This window comes from Rhodovastum atsumiense, assembly GCF_937425535.1.
GTDB lineage: Bacteria > Pseudomonadota > Alphaproteobacteria > Acetobacterales > Acetobacteraceae > Rhodovastum > Rhodovastum atsumiense.
Genome location: NZ_OW485601.1, coordinates 115,001 through 136,889, shown reverse-complemented (window position 1 = coordinate 136,889; position 21,889 = coordinate 115,001). Strand labels below are relative to the sequence as shown.

General features: G+C 69.7%; 11 protein-coding genes (1 of these 11 only partly in view). 7 read left to right on the top strand and 4 right to left on the bottom strand.

Annotation, left to right across the window (positions count from 1 at the left end; genetic code table 11):
• The first annotated feature begins 19 nt into the window (after positions 1-19).
• Positions 20-3,388 carry a DEAD/DEAH box helicase gene (locus tag NBY65_RS00575; protein ID WP_150040933.1) on the top strand — a complete coding sequence of 1,123 codons (3,369 nt, stop codon included), beginning with the start codon at positions 20-22 and terminating at the stop codon, positions 3,386-3,388.
• Between the two features lie 41 nt (positions 3,389-3,429).
• Positions 3,430-5,439, top strand: a complete 2,010-nt coding sequence (locus NBY65_RS00570; protein ID WP_150040932.1) for an AI-2E family transporter — start codon at positions 3,430-3,432, stop codon at positions 5,437-5,439.
• A 13-nt stretch (positions 5,440-5,452) separates the two neighbouring features.
• Here NBY65_RS00570 and NBY65_RS00565 read toward each other — a convergent pair whose 3' ends face one another.
• Complete coding sequence (locus NBY65_RS00565) at positions 5,453-6,766, bottom strand: dicarboxylate/amino acid:cation symporter (protein ID WP_150040931.1); 1,314 nt, start codon at positions 6,764-6,766, stop codon at positions 5,453-5,455.
• A 249-nt stretch (positions 6,767-7,015) separates the two neighbouring features.
• Here NBY65_RS00565 and NBY65_RS00560 point away from each other — a divergent pair, with 249 nt between their 5' ends.
• Positions 7,016-9,073 carry an NAD(+) synthase gene (locus NBY65_RS00560; RefSeq protein WP_150040930.1) on the top strand — a complete coding sequence of 686 codons (2,058 nt, stop codon included), beginning with the start codon at positions 7,016-7,018 and terminating at the stop codon, positions 9,071-9,073.
• Between the two features lie 622 nt (positions 9,074-9,695).
• On the opposite strand, the gene NBY65_RS00555 is transcribed toward NBY65_RS00560, so the two are convergent.
• Both NBY65_RS00555 and NBY65_RS00550 read right to left on the bottom strand, forming a co-directional pair.
• Positions 9,696-10,765, bottom strand: a protein-coding gene (locus NBY65_RS00555; RefSeq protein ID WP_150045318.1) for an IS630 family transposase whose coding sequence is annotated in 2 segments (ribosomal slippage) — positions 9,696-10,279 and positions 10,279-10,765 — 1,071 coding nt in all. Because the reading frame shifts where the segments join, the coding sequence is not laid out codon by codon here.
• Between the two features lie 190 nt (positions 10,766-10,955).
• Positions 10,956-13,229 carry an adenosylcobalamin-dependent ribonucleoside-diphosphate reductase gene (locus NBY65_RS00550; protein WP_150045629.1) on the bottom strand — a complete coding sequence of 758 codons (2,274 nt, stop codon included), beginning with the start codon at positions 13,227-13,229 and terminating at the stop codon, positions 10,956-10,958.
• A 492-nt stretch (positions 13,230-13,721) separates the two neighbouring features.
• Between NBY65_RS00550 and NBY65_RS00545 the strand changes: the two genes are divergently transcribed.
• The 4 genes from NBY65_RS00545 to NBY65_RS00530 all read left to right on the top strand — a co-directional run bounded on the left by NBY65_RS00545 (position 13,722) and on the right by NBY65_RS00530 (position 21,721).
• Positions 13,722-14,378: a biliverdin-producing heme oxygenase gene (locus tag NBY65_RS00545; protein WP_162530909.1), complete on the top strand. Its 657-nt coding sequence runs from the start codon at positions 13,722-13,724 to the stop codon at positions 14,376-14,378.
• Positions 14,375-17,785, top strand: a complete 3,411-nt coding sequence (locus NBY65_RS00540; protein ID WP_150045627.1) for an EAL domain-containing protein — start codon at positions 14,375-14,377, stop codon at positions 17,783-17,785. Before NBY65_RS00545 ends, NBY65_RS00540 begins: the two co-directional genes overlap by 4 nt.
• Before the next feature lie 62 nt (positions 17,786-17,847).
• The gene (locus NBY65_RS00535; protein ID WP_150045626.1) at positions 17,848-21,195 is read left to right on the top strand and encodes a bifunctional diguanylate cyclase/phosphodiesterase; all 3,348 of its coding nucleotides are present in this window, start codon (positions 17,848-17,850) and stop codon (positions 21,193-21,195) included.
• 100 nt (positions 21,196-21,295) lie between these two features.
• Positions 21,296-21,721: a hypothetical protein gene (locus NBY65_RS00530; protein ID WP_150045625.1), complete on the top strand. Its 426-nt coding sequence runs from the start codon at positions 21,296-21,298 to the stop codon at positions 21,719-21,721.
• On the opposite strand, the gene NBY65_RS00525 is transcribed toward NBY65_RS00530, so the two are convergent.
• Positions 21,664-21,889 carry the 3' portion of a hypothetical protein gene (locus NBY65_RS00525; RefSeq protein WP_150045624.1) on the bottom strand. It continues 83 nt past the right edge of the window, so only the last 226 of its 309 coding nucleotides appear in the window; its start codon lies beyond the right edge, outside the window — the gene reads right to left on this strand; its stop codon occupies positions 21,664-21,666. The genes NBY65_RS00530 and NBY65_RS00525 overlap by 58 nt on opposite strands.

Here is a 21,889-nt window from a genome sequence, read left to right as displayed (position 1 = left end):
TAGCCTGCCGGCTGACGCCATGGGGGCCCTCGGAATGGGCAAGGAACGACAGGAGGCGCGGACCGATCCGGCGTGGCTGGTGGAAGACACGGCGCGGACCTTGCTTTACTGGATGGATGTCGAGGCGCTGACGCCGCCACAGGCCGAGGAGGACGGCGAGACGGATACCGCTGCCAGCTTCGTCGCGCGGCATGTGCCGGATCGGGATTTTCCCTGGCGCGACGAGGCGTTCGGCCATCCGGACCGGCGCTACCGGCACTTCGTCCGCTTCGGCGTGTTCGGCAAGGAGCTCTATCAGGCCGAGATCGTGCGCGCCCTGGCGACCGATCCCGAGGAGGACCACGACACCCGGCCGGTGATCAAGGGCAAGCGGTTCGGTTTCGCCGGCCTGTTCGAAGTGGGCCATGACGGCATGGCGATCGCCGGCAGCCTGCGCCTGCCTGCCTTCGGGCTGGCCTTCGAGCGGCTCTGGGAAGGATCCCCGCTGGATTTCGATGACGAACTGGAGACCTTCCGCCGCGGCGCCCGGGCGATCTTCGACGAGATCGTGGATGCCTATGCCGGCGCCGATCGCCAGGTCGACGAACGTTTCGTCAGGGCCGTGCACGACGTGACCGCCGAAACCCTGACCTGGCTGCGCGACCTCTCGCCCGGCCTGCCGCAGGCGATCGTGCGCTCGGTGGTCTCGAGCGTGTTCGTCGAGGTGGAATCGCGCGGTGGCACGGATGCGGAAGGCGGGCTGGCGCGGCTGCGCCGGGAGAAGCCCCGCAAGGCGGAGATCCCGCCTGTCGACAGCTTCTATTTCGATGACCTGCGGCTGGTGCTGCGGGCCGTGCGCAACGGCAATGGCGGCCTGGTCGCGCGCTACCTGGCCGGCACGCCCGAGCGCAGCGACTGCACCGGGCGCGGCTTCGTCGCCACTGCCTGCACTGCCCGGACGCATCCCCGCGCGCGCTGGCCCGCCGCGCACAGCATGGCGTTGATGCAGCAGCTCGCCGTCGATCTCGCGGTGGCCGACCTTGCCGATGGGGGATTGCTCGCCGTCAACGGGCCGCCCGGCACCGGCAAGACGACGCTGCTGATGGATCTGGTCGCCGCGGTGGTGGCGCGCCGGGCCGTGTTGCTCTGTGGCTTCGCCGATCCGGCCGACGCCTTCGCGCGTGACATGTGGAACACGCCGCTGGGCTGGGTGCATGGACTGCACGAGAGCCTGCTCGATCATCTCATCGTGGTGGCGAGCAGCAACAATGGTGCGGTCGAGAACATCACGCGCGAACTGCCAAGTGCGGCGAAGGTGGAGGAACGCCTGCTGGACGGCTTCCGTTTCCTCGGCGAGACCGCCGACGCGCTGTTGCAGCTTCGGCCCGGCGAGGGCGGAGATGCCGAGGAGGAGGACTCGGAGGAGGCGGCGCCGGTGGAGCGCCGGGCCTGGGGATTGATGTCGGCGCCGCTCGGCCGTGTCGCCAACAAGGCCCGCTTCGTGCGCATCATGGACGCGCATGAACAGAAAGGGCCGCGCAAGGGGCAGCGCGCCGCCTGCAATGTTTTCCGGCAACTGGAGGAGGCGCGGCGCCAGGGGGTGGACTGGCGCGCGGCCCGGGAAGACTTCCTGCGCTGTCTGGCGGCGGTGGAGGCGCTGCGCGCCGAGGTGGCCGCCGCGGAAGGGCCGGTCGATCCGGACCTGCCCGCCCGCCTTGTCGCCGTCGAGGCGGTGGCGGCGCAGGCGGCGGCGACATTGCGGCGGGCCGTGGCCGACGATGACGCCGCGGAGGTGGCCTGGGCTGATGCGAAGGCGGCGTTCGACCGCGCCGACAGAAGTGTCGACCTGGCGCGCGAGGCCAGGCCCACCGGCCTCGGCTCGTTGCTGGGGTGGCGCACCGCACGCTGGAAGGACCTGCTCGCCGAGGCGGTCACGCTGCGGGCGGGTGCCGAGCGCGGCCTGAGCGACGCCGAGCAGGCACGGCGCGTGGCGCGAACGGCGCATGAGCGGGCCCGGCAGGGCGCCGAAGCAGCCGAAACGGCGCTCGCGGAGCTGCGGCTGCAGGCGGATGCGGCGCAGGAAGCCGCGGCGCGGCTGGCGGAGCGCCATCCGGAACTGGTGACCGTCGCGGCGGTGGCGGGCGAACCGGACGAGGCGGTCCGGCAGGCGATGCTGCCCGGATCCAGCCGGACGCTGGCGGAGGCGCGGGCCCGGCTGTTCGTCTCGGCGATGCGCGTGCATTTCGCCTTCGTCTGCGCCGCCGGGCCGGAGCTGTTCGATCGCAACCTGCGGGTGGCGCTGGACATGCTGATGGGCCGTCCGGAGGTGCAGCCGGTCGTGCAGAAGGCGGCGGCGCATCTGTGGGCCACGCTGGCGCTGGTCACGCCGGTGGTCTCCACCACCTTCGCTTCCTTGTCGCGGACCTTCCCGCACATGGGGGCGGGGAGCATTCCCTGGCTGTTGCTGGACGAGGCCGGCCAGGCGGTGCCGCACCAGGCCGTGGGTGCGGTATGGCGGGCGCGCCGGGCCGTGGTGGTCGGCGACCCGTTCCAGGTGGAGCCGGTGGTGGCGATGGACCGCAACGCCGATGCAAAGCTGGCGCAGCGGCGCGGGGTGCCGGATCGCCATCGCGCGACCCTGGCCTCGGCGCAGACCCTGGCCGATACGGCCAGCCGGTACGGGGCCTGGGTGCGCTCGCATCGCGGGGCCCCGGTCTGGGTTGGCTGTCCGCTCCGGGTACACCGGCGCTGCGTGGAGCCGATGTTCGGGATCTCCAACCGGCTCGCCTATGCCGGCGGCATGGTGCTGGCCCGCGACAAGGCGGCGGCCGAGGCGGCGCTGACGGTGTCCCGGCCCTTGCTCGGCCCGAGCCGTTGGATCGATGTCGGGACCAAAAGTGGTGGCCCGAAGCATTTCATTCCCGAACAGGGCGCGGTGGTGCGGGATCTGGTCGCGGCCTGCCTCGCCGCCGGGCTGGTGGACACTGACGGGCTGCCGCCGCTGTTCGTGATCTCGCCGTTCCGCTCCGTCGCCGAGGAGTTGCGGCGGCTGCTCTGCCAGGACCTCGCGGCGCAGGCCCCGAAAGAGCGCGTGCTTGCCTGGGGACGGAAGGCGGTGGGAACGGTGCATGCCTTCCAGGGCCGGGAGAGGGAGACCGTCATCCTGGCGCTGGGCGGCACTTCGGACGGTGCCATCCGCTGGGCCAGCTTCACTCCCAACATCCTCAACGTCGCCGTGACCCGGGCGCAGCGGCGCCTTTATGTGGTAGGCGACCGCGCCCGCTGGACGGCCGCCAGCGAGCTCGTGGCCGAACTGGCGATGCTGCCGGTGGAGGTGGTGCCGGTCACGGCCATCCGACAAACGGAACCGTGTCGCTCCGCCCGTGTTGAGCAGTCCGCCGGGCCGTGACCTTGTCGGCCGACCGGGGCCAGCGCGACCGGGAAATCCGCATGTCCGATGACAGCGCCTCGCGATTTCGTGCCCCCGCCCGGGTACCGCCGGCCGAGACGCCGGGGCTTGGCCGCCTGCTCGCGCTGGCGGTGGGCGTGGTGGTGGTGGCGGCGCTCTATCTGGGCCGCGAGGTGCTGATCCCGGTCACCCTGGCCATCCTGCTGTCCTTCGTGCTGGCGCCCCTGGTCGGGCTGCTCCGCCGCCTGCGGCTGGGCCGCGTGCCTGCCGTGCTGCTCGCGGTGGTGGTCGCGCTGTGCGTGATCCTTTCGCTCGGCACGCTGATCGGGATGCAGGTCGCCGACCTGGCGCGGGAGATGCCGCGGTACCAGGTGACGATCGAGCAGAAGGTCGGCGCGGTGCGCGATGTCACCATCGGCCGCCTGACGGAGATCATCCGCGGCGTGGGACGGCAGGTGGAACGCGCCAGCGGCGGGCCGACGGAAACCACGCCCGCGTCCCCCTCGGCGCGGACACCGTTCCAGCAGGGCCGCGCCCCACTGCCCGTGGAAGTGCACGAACCCGCCTCTTCGCCGCTGCAGGTGGCCGAGCGGGTCCTTTCGCCGGTGCTGGGGCCGTTGTCGACCACGGCCATCGTCTTCATCTTCGCCGTGTTCATCCTGCTGCAGCGCGAGGATCTGCGCGACCGCCTGATCCGGCTGTTCGGATCACGGGATCTGCATCGCACCACGGCGGCGATGGACGAGGCGGCCGGGCGCCTCAGCCGCTACTTCCTGTTCCAGCTTGCCATCAATGCCAGCTTCGGCGTCATCGTCGGCTTCGGGCTGTTCCTGATCGGCGTGCCGTCGCCGGCGCTGTGGGGCATTCTCGGCGCGCTGCTGCGCTTCGTTCCCTATGTCGGCTCGCTGCTGTCCGCCGCGCTGCCGCTGGCCATCGCGGCGGCGGTCGATCCGGGATGGTCGATGATGCTGTGGACGGCGGCGCTCTACCTGGTGGTCGAGCCGCTGATCGGCCATGTGATCGAACCCGTCGTCTATGGCCGTTCCACCGGCCTCTCGCCCTTCGCGGTGGTGGTCGCCGCCACCTTCTGGACCTGGCTCTGGGGGCCGATCGGCCTGCTGCTGGCCACGCCATTGACCCTGCTGCTGGTCGTGCTGGGCCGCTATGTGGAGCACATGGAATTCCTCGACGTGCTGCTCGGCGACCGCCCGGCGCTGACACCGGTCGAGAATTTCTACCAACGCATGCTGGCGGACGATCCCGACGAGGCGTTGGACCAGGCGGAGCTGCTGCTGCGGGAACGTTCCCTGGCCTCCTATTATGACGAGGTGGCGCTGAAGGGGCTGCATCTGGCCGTGGGCGACGCGCAGCGCGGCGTGCTGGGCCCGGCGCAGATGGATCGCGTCCGCGAGGCGGTGCGGTCGCTGGTCGATGACCTCGAAGGACATGACGACAGTGATCCGCGCCCTGAAGCTCCCATCGCCGATCCCATGCCTCCCTCGGCCGCGGAACGTGCCCTGCCATCCAGCCCGGCCCTGGATGTGTCCTTGCCGGAGCGCGAGGCGCTGCCCTCCGCCTGGCAAGGGGAGGGCGCGGTGCTGTGCATCGCCGGGCGCGGGCCTCTCGACGAGGCGGCCGCCGCCATGCTGGCGCAGTTGCTGCGCAAGCACGGGCTGGGGGCGCGGGTGCTGCCGCACGACGCCGTTTCACGCGCGCGGGTCGGCAGCCTCGACATCTCCGACGCCGCCATGATCTGCTTTACCTATCTCGACATCGCCGGCACGCCGTCGCATCTGCGCTACCTGCTGCGGCGCCTGCAGGCGCGCCTGCCCGGCGCGCCGACCCTGGTCGGGTTCTGGCCGGCCGAGGCGGCCGTGCTCCGCGACGAGCAGTTGCGGGCCGCGCTCGGGGCCAGCACCTACACGACGACGCTGCGCGACACCGTGCAGGCCTGCCTGGAGGCGGCGCGCAAGGCCACGAAGGCGGAACAGCCGGCGCCCGCGGAGGCAGGGCACATGGACACGCCGCAGGCGGTGCCGGCGCCGGGCTGAGCGTGCGCGCGGCTCAGCTCGAACGCGGCGTCGGGGCCGGTTCCTCGGTTTCCGCCTTGTCGAAGAGTCCCGCAGCCGGTTCGGGCAGGATCGCCCCCCCGGGTTCGGCGGTGCGGTCGCCTTCCCACTTGCCGACCACGGCGGCGGCGAGCGAGTTGCCGATGACGTTGGTGGCGGAACGGCCCATGTCGAGGAACTGGTCGACGCCGATGATCAGCAGCAGGCCGGCCTCGGGGATGTTGAAGGTGGCGAGCGTCGCCGCGATCACCACCAGCGAGGCGCGGGGCACGCCGGCCATGCCCTTGCTGGTCAGCATCAGCAACAGCAGCATGGTGGCCTGCTGGCCGAGGCTGAGGTCGATGTTGTAGGCCTGGGCGATGAACACCACCGCGAAGGTGCAGTACATCATCGAGCCGTCGAGGTTGAAGGAATAGCCCAGCGGCAGCACGAAGGAGATCACCTTGGGGCTGACGCCGAACCGGGCGAGCTGTTCCATCAGCCGCGGATAGGCGGCCTCGCTGCTGGCGGTGCTGAAGGCGAGCAGGAAGGGCTGGCGCAGCAGCGAGACCAGCTCGATCACGCGCCGGCCGAAGAACAGGAAGCCGATCCCGGTCAGCAGGCTCCAGAGCAAAGCGAGGCCGAGGTAGAACTCGACCACGAACTTGCCGTAGGTCACCAGCACGCCCAGGCCCTGCGTCGTGATGATCGCCGCCATGGAGGCGAACACGGCGAGCGGGGCGAGCTGCATGATGTAGCCGGTGACGCGCAGGATGATGTGCGACAGCTCCTCGGTCCATTGCACGACCGTGCGGGCGCGTTCGCCCAGCGCGGCGGCGGCGGTACCGAACATCAGCGAGAACACCACGATCTGCAGGATCTCGTTGCGTGCCATCGCGTCGAAGATCGAGACGGGCACGAGATGCGCGACGAAATCCTTGAGCGAGAGCGCGGAGGCGCGGATGGTGGTGGTGGCGCTGGCATCGGGCAGCGGCAGGTTCAGGTGCTGGCCGGGCTGCAGCAGGTTCACCAGGACCAGGCCGAGCAGCAACGAAACCAGCGAGGCCGAGACGAACCACAGCATCGCCTTGCCGCCGATCCGCCCGACCGCCCTGATGTCGCCCATATGGGCGACGCCGACCACCAGGGTCGAGAACACCAGCGGCGCGATGATCATCTTGATCAGGCGCAGGAAGATGTCGGTGAACAGGGAGATGTAGCCGGCGATCGCCTGCGCGGCCCGCGGATCGGGCCATAATTCGTGGCAGGCATAACCAACGCCGATGCCGAGCAGCATGGCCAGGACGATATAGGTGGTCAGCTTCTGCATGCGAGGGCGCTTCCCGGTTGGCGTTGCCGCGACAGGAATACGGCAATACCCCACGATGGGTGAGCGCGGCGCGGTTCGGCACGGCAGGAAACCGGGCGCCTGCCATGCGCGGTTCACCATTGCGTTTACTGCCTGGTGCCGTCAGCGCCAATGGCGCGGGGGTGGGACTGCGTTGCCCCCCGGCAATGTCCTGTGCGAACATGCGGCCCCTTCGGCTGCCATCGTCATCTGTCGTTCCAGGGCGGTCCCATGTCTGCTTCCCCCAAGACCTTCCGTTCGCTCTACGCCCACGGCTTCGCCCGGGTCGCCGCCTGCACCATCGCCACGTCCCTGGCCGTTCCCGCGCGGAACGCCGAGGCCGTGCTGGCGATGGCGCGCGACTGCGACCGGCAGGGCGTGGCGCTGGCGATCTTTCCCGAACTCACCTTATCGGGCTACTCGATCGAGGATCTGCTGCTGCAGGACGCCGTGCTCGATGCGGTTGAGCAGGCGATCGCGACCGTGCTGGCGCAATCCGCCGACCTGACCCCGGTGCTCGTCATCGGCGCGCCGCTGCGCCATGCCGGGCGCGTCTACAACACCGCCCTGGTCATCCACCGGGGCCGGCTGCTGGGCGTCGTGCCGAAATCCTACCTGCCGACCTATCGCGAGTTCTACGAACGCCGCCAGGTCGCGGCCGGAGACATGCTGCGTGGCGAGATCCTGCTCGCCGGCCAGCGCGCCCCGATCGGCAACGACCTGCTCTTCGCCGCCGGGGACGTGCCGGGCTTCGTGCTGCATGTCGAGATCTGCGAGGATTTCTGGGTCCCGGTGCCGCCGAGCGCCATGGCGGCGCTGGCCGGGGCGAGCGTGCTCGCCAATCTCTCCGGCAGCCCGATCACCATCGGCCGCGCCGACAGCCGGCGCCTGCTGGCGCAATCCGCCTCGGCGCGCTGCCTCGCCGCCTATCTCTATGCCGCGGCCGGCACCGGCGAGAGCACCACCGACGTGGCCTGGGACGGCCAGGCGATGATCTTCGAGAACGGTGTGCGCCTCGCCGAGGCCGAGCGCTTCCTGCCGGACGGGCAGGTGCTGGTTGCCGACATCGATCTCGATCTGCTGCGCCAGGAGCGCATGCGGATGGGCACCTTCGACGACAACCGCCGCAGCCATGCCGCCGTCACCGATGCGTTCCGCACCGTTTCCTTCCGCCTCGACCCGCCCGACCTCGATCTCGGTCTGCAACGGCCGCTGGAACGTTTTCCCTTCGTGCCGGCTGATCCGGGGCGGCTCGCGCAGGATTGTTACGAGGCCTACAACATTCAGGTCGCCGGGCTGGTGCAGCGGCTGCGCGCCACCGGCCTGCAACGCGTGGTCCTGGGCATCTCCGGCGGCCTCGATTCCACGCATGCGCTGATCGTCGCGGCCCGGGCGATGGACCGGCTCGGCCTGCCCCGGACCAATATCCTGACTTTCACCATGCCCGGCTTCGCCACCGGCACGGCCACCAAGGCCAATGCCTGGCGGCTGATGCGCAGCCTCGGCACCACCGCGCAGGAGCTCGACATCCGCCCCGCGGCGCGACAGATGCTGGCCGATATCGGTCATCCCTTCGCCGGCGGCGAGCCGGTCTATGACATTACCTTCGAAAACGTGCAGGCGGGGCTGCGCACCGACTACCTGTTCCGCCTCGCCAATCAGAACGGCGCCATCGTTCTCGGCACCGGCGATCTCTCCGAACTGGCGCTCGGCTGGTGCACCTATGGCGTCGGCGACCAGATGTCGCACTACAACGTCAATGGCGGCGTGCCGAAGACGCTGATCCAGCACCTCATCCGCTGGGTGGTCGAATCCGGGCAGTTCGCCGCGGAGGTTGGCGAGACGTTGCAGGCGATCCTGAATACCGAGATCTCACCCGAGCTGGTGCCGGCCGAGGAAGGTGCCGCGCCGCAGAGCACGGAATCCTATATCGGCCCCTACGCACTGCAGGATTTCCATCTCTATTACACGTTGCGCCACGGGTTCCGCCCGTCCAAGGTCGCCTTCCTGGCCTGGCATGCCTGGGCGGACGCGGCGCGCGGCACCTGGCCGCCGCATTTTCCGCCGGACCGGCGGCGGGAATTCACCCTCGCCGAGATCCGTCACTGGCTGGAACTGTTCCTGCGCCGCTTCTTCGCCTTCAGCCAGTTCAAGCGCTCGGCCATGCCGAACGGGCCGAAGGTTTCGGCCGGCGGCGCGCTGTCGCCGCGCGGCGACTGGCGGGCGCCCTCCGACGGCAATGCCGCGGTCTGGCTGGAGGAACTGGAGCGCAACGTTCCACCGGCCTGAGAGCCTGTTTGACCATCGGATTCCAATAAGGAGCGCTGCCACACACGGTGTTCATTCCCGGCTCCGGGAAGATCCGGAGCCGGAAAACGCCCGTTTGGTGATGGCCCAATGTTCGCCTGCGCGGAGAACATATGGGCCACGCGCGGTTGTGTTGGGCCAGGCAGGCGGCATACCGGTACCAGGGGAATGGTACCTTTTGGCTCAATGGACGCGCATCGAAACTGGGGAGTAGTTTTGCGCCGGGTTTGTGGGAAAAATTCCCACATAGCTCGAGCCGGCTAAGTAAACTTTATGGTTTGTGGCCGGTAAAACTGACTTTCTTCTCACTTGTATTAAGGACATGGCCAATGGATAACGAAAATTCCAAGCTGATCGAGCTGACAGACGCCGAAGTTGACATGGTCTGTGGCGGCAGTTGCGACGTCCCGCCGCCGCCGCGGAAAGATCCTCGATCCCATCGCCGCCATATTCACGATCCGCATCAACACGGCAGGTACAACGACTAGCGACTAAAGAGCAAAGCGGTTGCCCTGAGTCCTGTCACTCAGAGCAACCGCGCGCAGGATCTGGGAAATCAGCCGATCACTGACGAGCTGACGCGCGATCAGTGATACCAACCGCCCTAAATTTTGACCGATGCCCAGGCACGCTGAGTGATGGACTTGATGGTGTCTGGGGTAGCCATCAGAAAGTTCCAGGCATCCAGGCAAGCGACCAGGATGGCGTTGTAGCTGTTCCATACGCGCAGACTGAGCTTGTTGGCCCGCAGATATTCCCAGACGTTCTCCATCGGGTTCAATTCCGGCGCGTAGGCTGGCAGGCGCAGCAGGCTGATGTTGTCGGGCACAGGCAGGCGTTGGCTGGGCTGGTGCCATCCGGCCCCGTCACAGACCAACACAGCGTGCGCGCCGGGTGCCACCTGCCGGCTGATCTCGATCAGATGCTCGGCCATGGCTTCGCTGTTGACCGCCGGCATGATGATCGCGGCACCAACAGCCCGTTCGGGGCAGATGGCACCGAACAGGTAGGCAGAATCATGACGATTATCGCGTACCGCCCCCGGACGCGAACCACGCGGCGCCCAAACGTAGGTCAGCGTACCTTGCTGTCCGACCCTGGCTTCATCCTGAAACCAGATCTCGATCGGCTTGTCGGTAGCACCCGGTGGCAGCGCCGCGGTTACCAGGTCGGCAAAGTTTTTTTGAAAGCCTCCTGGGCATCAGCATCCTTCTTGGGATGGCAAGGCCGTGGCTTCAGGGGCACCAGATCCAGCCGATGCAACAACTTGCTGACCGTACGCTCATGGATGTCCACGTCGTAGCGCGTGGCGATCTGCTGGCGGAGGTCAACGCAGCGCCAACGAACTACGCCGTCGCGCTCCGGGTCTGGACCCGCCACCACCAACGCTTTCAGCTCCTGCATCTGTTCGGCCGTCAGCACAGGTGGCCGGCCTTCGCGCGGTTGGTCTGCCAGTCCGGCAATCCCCTCCGCATTATAGCGGTGTACCCAATCCCGCAGCGTCTGCCGGTCCATCCCGCCGGCCGCCGCCGCCTCGGCCCGCGAAGCGCCTTCCAGAACCATCGCAAGGGCCAGCAAGCGACACGACACACGCCCATCCCGCGTGCGCGATGCCTCGCGCCGCAGGTCAGCCGCATCAAACTCCCGCCGCGTGATCGTCACCGCCCGGCCCATGTCCCCTCCCGTCATTTGACCCGACAACCAGAGTGAACCGAACCAGCGCCAGTCCGAAACTCACATAAGAGTCAACACTTTGGGCGGCTGGTATGAGTTGCCAAAAACGCCCGACGACCATGACGGCTTGCTCGCCCGATTCCGCGTCAACGAAGCGCTGAATGGTATGCTGCGCGTCAGCGGGGCGGGGTCAGCCGCATTTCGACCAGCCGCAATGCAGGCAGCTCAGGCAGCCTTCTTCCTTGATCAGTCCCGGCTGGCTGCATTTCGGGCAGAACGTTCCCGGGGCGGCGCCGGCCACCGGTGCCGCCGCGGCGGCGCGTCCCGGGCCGGTCGGCGTCAGGAAGCCGATATCGACCATGTGACGTTCAAGGATGTCACCGATCGCGGCCACCAGCGAGGGCACATAGCGGCCATTGGCCCATTGCCCGCCGCGGGGGTCGAAGACCTGCTTGAGTTCCTCGGCGACGAAGGACACTTCTCCGCCGCGGCGGAACACCGCGCTGATCATCCGCGTCAGCGCCACCACCCAGGCGTAGTGCTCCAGCGCCTTGGAATTGATGAAGACTTCCAGCGGACGACGGATACCTTCGTGCTCGATGTCGTTCACGGTCACGTAGAAGGCGTGATCGGTGTCCGGCCAGCGCAGCTTGTAGGTGGCGCCGCTCAGCTTGTCGGCGCGCACCAGCAGGTCGGCGGTGGAATCGCTCACGGCGGGGGCAGGAGAGGGTTCCGCCGGCTTCACTTCCAGAACCGATCCGGTCACCTCGTTCGGCCGGTAGGTGGTGCAGCCCTTGCAGCCGGACCGGTAGGCATCCCGATAGACTTCCTTGAAGTCCTCGAAGCTGATGTCCTTCGGCACGTTCACGGTCTTGGAGATGGCGCTGTCCACGTGGCGCTGCACCGCGGCCTGCATGCGGACATGCTCGGACGGCGCCAGATCCTGGGCGGTGACGAAATGTGCCGGCAGCGCGGCCTTGGCGCCGAAGGCGTGGCGGTAGCGGCGGACGGCGAAGTCCGACACTTCCTCCTCGCGGGTGCTGCCGTCCTTTTCGCGCACGCGGCGCACATAGCTGTGCGCGAACACCGGCTCGATGCCGCTGGAGACATTGTCGGCAAGCAGGGAAATCGTGCCGGTCGGCGCGATCGAGGTGAGCAGGGCGTTGCGGATCCCCGCCTCGGCGATCCGCTCGCGGATATCGGCCGGCAGGGCCTGGATGGTTTCGCCGGCGAGATAGGCGTCGCGGTCGAACAGGGGGAACGGCCCCTTCTCGGCGGCCAGGCGGCAGGAGGCACGGTAGGCGGCGTGGCTGATCGCCTCGGCCCAGTGCCCGGCCTGTGCCGCGGCTTCCGGCGAGCCGTAGCGCAGCCCCACCATCATCAGCGCGTTGGCCAGGCCGGTGATGCCAAGCCCGATCCGGCGCTTGACCAGGGCTTCCTGGCGCTGCTCCTCCAGCGGGAAACCGGAGACGTCGATGGTGTTGTCGAGCATGCGCACGGCCGTGCCGACCAGGTCGGCCAGTTCGTCGCCGTCGATCCGCGCGTCCGGGGTGAAGGGGCTGCGCACCAGCCGGGCGAGGTTGATCGAGCCAAGCAGGCAGGCGCCATAGGGCGGCAGCGGCTGCTCGCCACACGGATTGGTAGCCTGGATGGTCTCGCAATAGGCCAGGTTGTTGCGGGCGTTGATGCGGTCGATGAAGATCACGCCCGGCTCGGCGTAGTCATAGGTCGCGCGGGCGATGGCGTCCCAGAGCTCGCGCGCCCGGACGGTGCGGTAGGTGGTGCCGCCGAAGACCAGCGGCCAGTCCGCGTCGCGGTCCACTGCCGCCATGAAGGCGTCGGTGACCAGCACCGAGAGATTGAAGTTGCGCAACCGCCCCGGTTCGCGCTTGGCGGCGATGAAGGCCTCGATGTCGGGGTGGTCGCAGCGCAGCGTCGCCATCATCGCGCCGCGCCGGGCCCCGGCGGACATGATGGTCCGGCACATCGCGTCCCAGACATCCATGAAACTGAGCGGACCGGAGGCATCCGCGCCCACGCCCCGGACCGGCGCGCCGCGCGGGCGCAGGGTCGAGAAATCGTAGCCGATGCCGCCCCCCTGCTGCATGGTCAGCGCGGCTTCGCGCAGATGGGTGAAGATGCTGGCGAGGTCGTCCTCGATGCTGCCCATCACGAAGCAGTTGAACAGCGTCACGCGCCGGTCGCTGCCGGCCCCGGAGAGGATCCGCCCGGCGGGGAGGAAGCGGAAATCGGTCAGCGCCCCGTGGAAGCGCTCTTCCCAGAGCTGCGGCTCTTGCTCCGCCGCGGCCAGGGCATGTGCCACGCGCCGCCAGGAATCCTCGACAGTGGCGTCGAGGGGCGTGCCATCGGGTGTCTTGAGCCGGTACTTGGCATCCCAGATCTGCCGTGAGATCGGGGCGAGACTGTCTGCGACCCTGGTCAGGGCAGAAGCGGGGATGTCCATACGCGTGTCTCCTGTGATCTGCGTCACCCGTCCGATTCGGTGAAACCGCGTCCCGCCCTTCCTTTGCGGCGAGCGTCGCCACAACGCAAGCCGACGATGCGGCAGGAGCGAGGGGGAGGGCGTGGGCCGTGGGGATGCACGAAGATTCGTGTCAAATAAGCAATGATCTACGGATGTCACCAAATCTGAGCGGGATTTTCCGCTTTCATCGGCAACGATGTTTTGTCAGTGCAAAGGTCTTATTTTGCTCGCATGGATAGAATATTGGGTGTATTAGAACTTCTAAGGGTTGTATTTTGAAGAGGCGCTTCATCCGGGGCGCGCTTTATGGCAATCCAAAACACCATACGAACCACCATGGGTTGTCCGGGGTCGTGAACGCCGTTGCTTCGGATTGCTTCCTTCCGCGGCATGCCGTGCCGGTCTCGGGTGGCTCCGTTCCACGGCTTTGCCCTTCGCTACCGTAACAGCACTCAGCACGGACGCCTCGCCATGCTTTCATTGCGCTCGTCGCCGGCAGAATTGCCGGGTCCCGATGACCATGGTGCGGAGCCCCTGCAGGCGCGCCTGCGTCGTGCCACGGCGCCGGTGCACGCCGAGCTGGAACGGCTGCTGGGCCTTCCGGCCTCGGTGCGTGACATCGACGATTACGCCTGCTGCCTGCGTGCTCATCTCGGCCTGCACGAGCCGCTGGAGGCGGCGCTGGCCCGTTTCGGTGACTGGGATGCCGCCGGCATCGACCTGCCCGCCCGCCGCCGCGCGGCGGCGCTGACGGTCGATCTGCGGGCGCTCGGCCATGATCCTGCTCAGGTGACCCGCGCCCCGGTGGAGGCGCTGCCTGTCCTGCCCACTTTCCACGAAGCCCTGGGCGCGCTGTATGTGCTCGAAGGCTCCACGCTCGGCGGCCGCGTCATTGCCCGTGATCTCAGGCAGCGCCTGGGTCCGGACATCGCCGCGGCGCTGGCTTTCTTCGATGGGCGTGGCGATGCGGCGGGCAGCGCCTGGCGCGGTTTCTGCGCCGCGCTGAATGCGCATGGCGCCGCCCATCCCGATGCCGCCAGGCGCGTCGTGACCGGCGCCCAGCGCAGCTTCGCCGCCTATGTGTCCTGGTTTTCCGCTGCTTTCCAGGGGACCGGAAGCGGCTCATGAGCGACCTCGTCGAGGCCCTGACAAGCTGCGACCGCGAGCCGATCCACGTTCCGGAGGCCATCCAGCCGCACGGGGCCCTGCTTGCCGCGGAAGGGCCTGATCTCGTGGTCACCCATGCCAGCGCCAACCTGGCCGCCTTTCTCGGCGTCGCGCCGCAGGATGCCCTCGGGCGCCGGCTCGCCGATCTGATCGGGGCGGAGGCCACCCGGGCGGCGCTCGCGTCCCTCGGTGGCGATGTCCGCGCACCGGGGGCGGCGATCCTGCCCGGCCTGCCGGCGCGGCCCGGCGATACGCCGCCATCCCTCGGGTTGTCCATCCACCGTGCCGACGACCACCGCATCTGCGTCGAGATCGAGCCGGTCGCGGAGACGGCCGGGCATGGCCCGGACCGTGACCGCGCCGGAGAGGTGATGCGTTCGCTGTGGCAGGCGCGCTCGCCCGACGACCTGTTCGCGATGACGACGCGTGCCTTGCGGTACCTGACCGGCTTCGATCGTTGCATGGTCTACCGCTTCGACGCGGACGGGCATGGCGCGGTGGTTGCCGAGGATCGCGCGGCCGGGCTGGAATCGTTCCTGGACCTGCACTATCCGGCCAGCGACATTCCCCGGCAGGCGCGGCGCCTCTATCTGCTGCAGCGTGTCCGCGCCATTCCCGACGCCGTGTACGACCCCGTGCCGCTGCTGGCGGACCTGGCACAGCCGCCCTCGCGGCTCGACCTGTCGTTCTGCTCCCTGCGCAGCGTTTCGCCGGTGCATCGGGAGTATCTGCGGAACATGGGCGTGCGGGCGACGATCGCCGTGTCGCTGGTGCACGACCATGCGCTCTGGGGGCTGCTGGTCTGTCACAACATGACCCCCCGCCGCATTCCGGCCGACATGCGGGCGCTGTGCGAGCTGCTGGGCCAGCGCCTGTCGATCCTGCTCGCCGGGCTGGAGGCCAGGGCGGCCAACGCCGAGCGGGCTGTCCGGCAGGCGGCGTTGCGCGACATCATCGCCGTGCTGGAGCAGGACCAACCCTGTCTCACCGGGATGCTCGCGCAGGCGGGGGAGGCGCTGCTGCGGCTGGTGAACGCCGGTGGCTGCGTGGCCCGCTTCGGCGGGCGGGTCATGACGCTCGGCCACACCCCGCCCGAGCCGGTGGCCCTGCAGGTGATGGCGCAGCTCCGCCTGCGCTCGGCCGGCGACGTGGTCGCCGAGCCGGCGCTGGCGACCAGCGTGCCCGGGGTGGCGCCTTTCATGGCCTGTGCCGGGGGCGCCATGCTGCTGCCCTTGCTGCACGGCATGGATGACGGCGTGCTGTGGTTCCGCCCGGAGGTCACCACCGTCGTGACCTGGGGTGGCGACCCGGCGAAGGCGACCATCCCGGACCGGTTGACCGGGCAGCTCTCTCCCCGCAAGTCCTTCGCCATCTGGCGCGAAGAGGTGCGCGGGCGGTCGGTGCCCTGGCGTGACCTCGACCTGGTCATGGCGCGGACGCTGCGGCGGGAGATCGGCACCGTGCTGCTCCGGCGCTCGGAGGTCGAGCTGCTGCGCTCGCGCGCGCTCGATCCGCTCACCGGCCTGCGGAACCGGCTCGCCGTCCAGGACCGGCTCGACAGCCTCGCTGCGGCGACGCCGGCGCTGCCTGCGGCGATGCTGGTGGTCGATCTCGACCGCTTCAAGGCCATCAACGAAGGCCACGGCCACGAGATCGGCGACCGGCTGCTCGGCAGCGTCGCCGACCGGCTCGTCACCGTGGTCGGGCCGGAGCCGCTGCTGGCCCGGGTCGGCAGCGACGAGTTCGCGGTGCTTTGCACCGACATCCCGCCCGGGCAGGCGGAAGCGCTGGCCCGGCAGATCCGGCTGGCTTTCGAGCTGCCCTTCGAGCTGGATGGCCGCCCGGTCCAGACCTGTATCAGCATCGGCATCGCCCACACCGCCACTTCCGGCGGTCCCCGCGACCTGCTGTCCGCGGCCGATGCCGCCATGCACGCGGCCAAGCGCCGCGGCGGCAATTGCGCCGTCGTCTTCACCGAGGGCCTGCGCCAGGCGGCGGCGGAGCGGCTGGAACTGGAGCAGGACCTGCACGCCGCGCTGCGGGAGGGGGGGCGGCAGTTCGAGCTGCATTACCAGCCGGTGGTCAGGCTCGACGCGGCCGACAGCCTGCGCTCCTTCGAGGCGCTGCTGCGCTGGAACCATCCGACCCGTGGCCGCATCCCGCCCGATGCCTTCATCCCGCTCGCCGAGGAAACCGGCCTGATCGAGCTGCTCGGTGACTGGGTCCTCGAAGCCGCCCTGGCGCAGCTCGCCGACTGGTGGGCCGGGGCCGGGCCGGGCGGGGGGCCGCAGGTCGCGGTGAACATCTCCCCGCTGCAGGCGCGGCGCCGGGGCTTCGCCGCGCATATCGGCCAGCGCCTGCGCGCCCATGGCCTGCCCGCCGAGGCGCTCTGGCTCGAGGTCACCGAACGGATCCTGGCCGACGAGGCGGCCGCCGCGGTGCTCGCCGGGATCCGCGCGCTTGGCGTGCGGGTCGCGGTGGATGATTTCGGCATCGGCTATTCCTCGCTGTCCTACCTGCACCGGCTGCCGGCAGATGTGATCAAGCTTGACCGTAGTTTCCTGCCCGAAGATGGCGGCGCCGATGACGGGGGGGCGGAGGCGTTCGTGGCTGCGGTGATCCGCCTGGTTCACACGGTCGGGCTGAGCCTCATTGCCGAGGGGGTCGAAACCGAGGCGCAACTGGCCTTGCTGCGGCGGGCGGGATGCGATGCCGTGCAGGGATATCTGCTCGCGCGTCCGATGCCGGCGCAACCGGCCGGGGCGCTGCTGCGGGCCGGCCCGGCGGAGATGCCCTGGCACGGTGTCCTGGCACGGACGGCCACTGCGGCCCTGGGTCCCGCCGGGCCGCGACCGGGACCGGCCGGTGAGCGGGCCATCGGCTGCGACGAGGCCACCGGTGTCCTCGACCGGCGCGGCTTTGCCCGGCGTGCCGCCGGCATCCTGGCCGGGAAAGAGGGCTGCACGCTTGTCCTGATCGAGGTCAGGGGCACGCCGGCCGCCGTGGCACCCGGGGACGGAGCCGCCCCCGCGCTGCTGCTGGGCGTGGCCGACCTGCTGATGACGTACACGCGCCGGGCCGACCTGGTCGGCCGCCTGGGGGGGCGCCGCTTCGCCATTCTGATGCCCGGCCTGGCGACCACCACCGAAGCCAACCTCATCGCCGCACGGCTGCGCCGGACCCTCGCCGTGGCGACCGTCCCGACCCCGTCCGGGCCGGTGCGCGCAAGCTGTGGCGTCGGCGTTGCCTGCGTGCCGGCCCGTTCGCCGTTTCCTGGTCTGGACCGCCTGATCGCGCGCGCCGAGGCCGTGTTGCCCCGCATCGGACGCGTTCGCCGCACCGTGGCCCATCCTGGCGGGAAGATCTGAATGAATGCCGTGCTTCCGCCCGCCGCCTCTCCCGTATCCCGTTTCCAGCAGGCGCCGCCGTCGTGAACAGTCTCGCTTCGTCCAGGCTTTCCGGCGATCTCGACGTCACGGCCTGCGATCTCGAGCCGATCCATATTCCCGGGGAGATCCAGCCGCATGGCGCGCTGCTGGTGGCCGATGCCGCATCCGACGAGGTTACCCACGCCAGTGCCAACCTGGCCGCGTTGCTCGGCTGCGCGCCCGAAGCCGCGTTCGGGCGTCCCCTGAAGGCGCTGCTGGGCCAGGCCGCGCCGCAGGCAGGCCTGCCCGAGGAGTTCGTCCTTGCCGATGCCTGCTTGCCGGCCGGTCCGCTCACGGTCAGCCTGCGGCGGTACGAGGCGCGGATCTTTGCCGAGTTCGAGCCGGTCGCGGGACCTGACGAAGCGGCCCCGAACCTGCCGGAGATGGGGGCGGTGCTGCGGGATCTGCGCCGCGCGCGCAACAGTGACGAACTCTGCGACAGTGCGGTGCGCTGGTTGCGCCGGATCAGCGGCTATGACCGCACCATGGTCTATCGCTTCGACCGCGACGGCCATGGCGAGGTGGTGGCCGAATCGCGGGCTGAGGGTCTCGATCCCTATCTTGGCCTGCGCTACCCGGCGAGCGACATCCCCCGCCAGGCCCGGCGCCTCTATGTCCGCCAGCCGGTGCGCACGATTGCCGATGTCGCGGCGGTGCCGGTGCCACTGCTCGCCGGGCCCGGGATCGGGGGGGAACCGGTCGACATGACCTGCTGCCAGTTGCGCGGCGTGTCGCCGATCCACCTCCACTATCTCCGGAACATGGGGGTCGGTGCGTCCTTCGCGGTCTCGCTGCTGCGCGATGACCAGCTCTGGGGCCTGCTGATGGGGCATCACCGCACCCCGCGCCGGGCCACGTCCGGGTTGCGTGGGCTGGGGGACGTGATCGGCCAGTTGCTGTCCCTGACCCTGCATGTCTTCGAGGAAAGGGAGCGTTTCGACGACCGGCTGAGCCGTCAGGTCGGCCTGCGCAACCTGGCCGAGGCGGTCGCCCGCAGCGAGGCGCCGGTTGCCGAGGCCCTTGCCGTTGCCGGGCCGCTGCTCGGGATCGTCCGGGCGAGCGGGGCGACGATCACCATCGGCGGGCATACCGTCTCCGCCGGCCAGGTGCCGCCGCCGGATCTCGCGGTGGCGGTGCAGGCGCAGTTGCTGCGCATGGCGCTGGGTGATGTTGCCGCCAGCAACGAAGTCTCCGCCCTCCTGCCCGAAGCCAGGGCCCATGTCGATCTGGCCGCCGGGGCGATGGTGCTGCCGATCCTGCATGCGCCCGGCGATGCCGTCGTCTGGTACCGGCCGGAAGTGGCGCAAACGGTGCGCTGGGGCGGTGATCCGCGCAAGGCGGTGACGACCGATCCGGCGACCGGGCAGCTCAATCCCCGTGCTTCCTTCGCGGCCTGGCGCGAGGAGGTGCGCGACCGGTCAGTCCCCTGGAACGATGTCGACAAGGACATCGCCCGCGATCTGCGTGCCATCGTGGGCGAGGCGCTGCTGCGCCGGGCCGAGGCGGAATTGCGCCGCCTGCGCGACACCGACCCGCTGACCGGCCTGCCGAACCGCCGGAGCGTGCAGGAGCGCCTCGACGCGATCGCCGCCGGGCTGATGCCGCAGCGGGTCACGCTGGTGTTTCTCGACCTCGACCGCTTCAAGCAGGTCAACGACACGCTCGGCCATGCCGCGGGTGACGCCCTGCTGGTGCAGGTCGCCGGGCGGCTGCGTGAGGTGGTGCCGCCCGAGCAACTGGTGGCGCGGCTCGGCGGCGACGAGTTCGTCGTGCTCTGCACCGGGCTGGAGGCCGGCGGGACCGAGGCGCTGGCCGAGCGCATCCGGGCGAAGTTCGCCGTTCCGTTCGATCTCGCCGGGCGGCCCTACCAGGCCCATGCCAGCATTGGCGTGGCCGACAGTGACCGCGCCGGTCGGGGCGGTTCGGCGTTGCTGACGGCTGCGGACACCGCGATGTATGCGGCCAAGCGGCTGGGCGGCAACCGGGCCGAGACTTTCTCCGTGCCGGTGCCGGCCGATGCCATGCCCAGGAACACGCTTGAGCAGGATCTGCGTGCCGCCATGCTGGCGGATTGCGAGCAGTTCTTCCTTGACTTCCAGCCTATCGTCGCGCTTCCCCAGGGCACGCTGCGCGGCCTGGAGGCGTTGCTGCGCTGGCAGCATCCCGACCGCGGTGTCATCGGCCCGGCCGAATTCTTCCCTCTCGTCGAGAAAGCCGATCTGGGGGGGGCGGTCGGCGTGCGGGTGCTGGATGCGACGCTGCGCCAGGTGCGGCGCTGGGCGGCGCGGCTGCCGGCGGGGCGGACGATGCCGTTCGTCTCGGTCAACATGACCGCGCGGCAGTTGATGCATCCGGATTTCGTCGTCACGGCGCAGCGGCTGCTGGCCAGTTACGGCGTTGCGGTGGGGGCGCTGTGCATCGAGGTGAAGGAAGATGCCTTCACCCATGCGGCCGCTGCCGCCACCCTGGCGGAACTGCGCCGTCGCGGCATCCGGGTGTCGGTGGACGATTTCGGCGCCGGCTACTCCTCGCTGTCGCAACTGCGCCTGTTGCCGGCCGATGAAGTGAAGCTGGACAGTGCGTTGCTGCCGCGGGCCGGCGCGGTCCTGGCCGCGAGCCATGCGGGGTTCCTGCAGGCGGTGTTGCATCTGGCCCGCAGTGCCGGGCTGGAGGTCATGGCCAAGGGGATCGAGACGCCGTCCGGCCTCGCCGTGGCCGTTCGCAGCGGGATCGACGCGGCCCAGGGATTCGCGCTGGCGCGGCCGATCGCCGCGGCCGATGTCGCCGCCATTCTCGCCGCGGGACGGGCGCGATCATGGCGCGCGGTCATCCTGGAGGCGACGGAAGCGCAGGCGGTGGCGGCCGGGCCGCAGGATGTCGCCGGTGAGCCCGCCGCGCTGGTGCCTCCCGACATGCTGATGGCGGCGGGATGGCGTCTGGCCGCCGGCGGTGGCGATCTCTGCCTGGCCCGGTTCTCGCCGCTCGGCCTGGAGGCGATCGCGCGTGAGCGCGGTCGCGCGGAGGCCGAAGCCGTCATGATGGATGCCTTGCGCGCCCTGCGCCGCGCGGCCCGGGGGACGGACACGCTGGCACAACTTGGTGATGCCCAGATCGCGGTGCTGATGCCCGGGCTGGATCGGGTGCGGGCCCTGCGCATCGTCCGCCGCCTGCGCGAGGCCGCGCGCACCGCCCGGGGGGGCGCGGGCATGCCCGACTTCGCCGTGGGTTTCGCCGTGACCGATGGCGATTGGCCGGAACGCATCCTGCAACTGATGCTGCGATCCGGGCAGGCGCTCGATCAGGCCGCTGCCGCCACCGGCAGGACAGGCGAGCCGATCGCGGAAAACTGATGCGGCCTCTTCGCCGGGGCCGGCGACGCGGTGTTGAACGGATCGCTTGCCGCCGCTGCGCCACAAGATGAAGCTCATGGCAGCCAGGGAGGAACCGGCCATGACCAGGGAATGGCAGTACCAGGTGCGGCTCGATCTCGGCGAGGCGCTGGCCGAGGCGGCCCGGCGCGATCCCGCCAATCCGGCGCTCCGGCCGCTCATGGAGGTGCTGGCGCGGCACAAGGCGCGCCTGGTCTGCCAGTACGATGCCTTCGCCGAATACGTTGCCGAGGCCGAAAAGAACGGTCCGGAGAATTTCCCGCTGTACCGGTGGACGAAGCTGACCATCGACGATCCGGACAAGATGAAGAAGTATCTTGGATCCTTTGTGATCCACGTGGCCGGGCACGAGGTGTATGGCCGTGCGGCGGCGGACGCGCTCGAGGCGGAGCTGCTTCCCCTCGTGGATGACCATGCGGTGACGCGCGTCTACAAGCAGGACACCAATCCCGCGAACACCGTCCCGGTGCCGGCGCATCTGCGCTGAGCGGCCGGCGCGCCCGGGGGCGGGGAGGAGCGCAGCAGCGGCAGCAAGGTGCGCAGCCGGGCTGAATGCGCGATGTCCCCGCGCGCGGCCATCCGGGCGATGCGCCGGTCCAGCCTGCCGTTGGTGCCTTCCCAGGTCACGATGGCCAGGAAGGCGGCGATCAGCAGT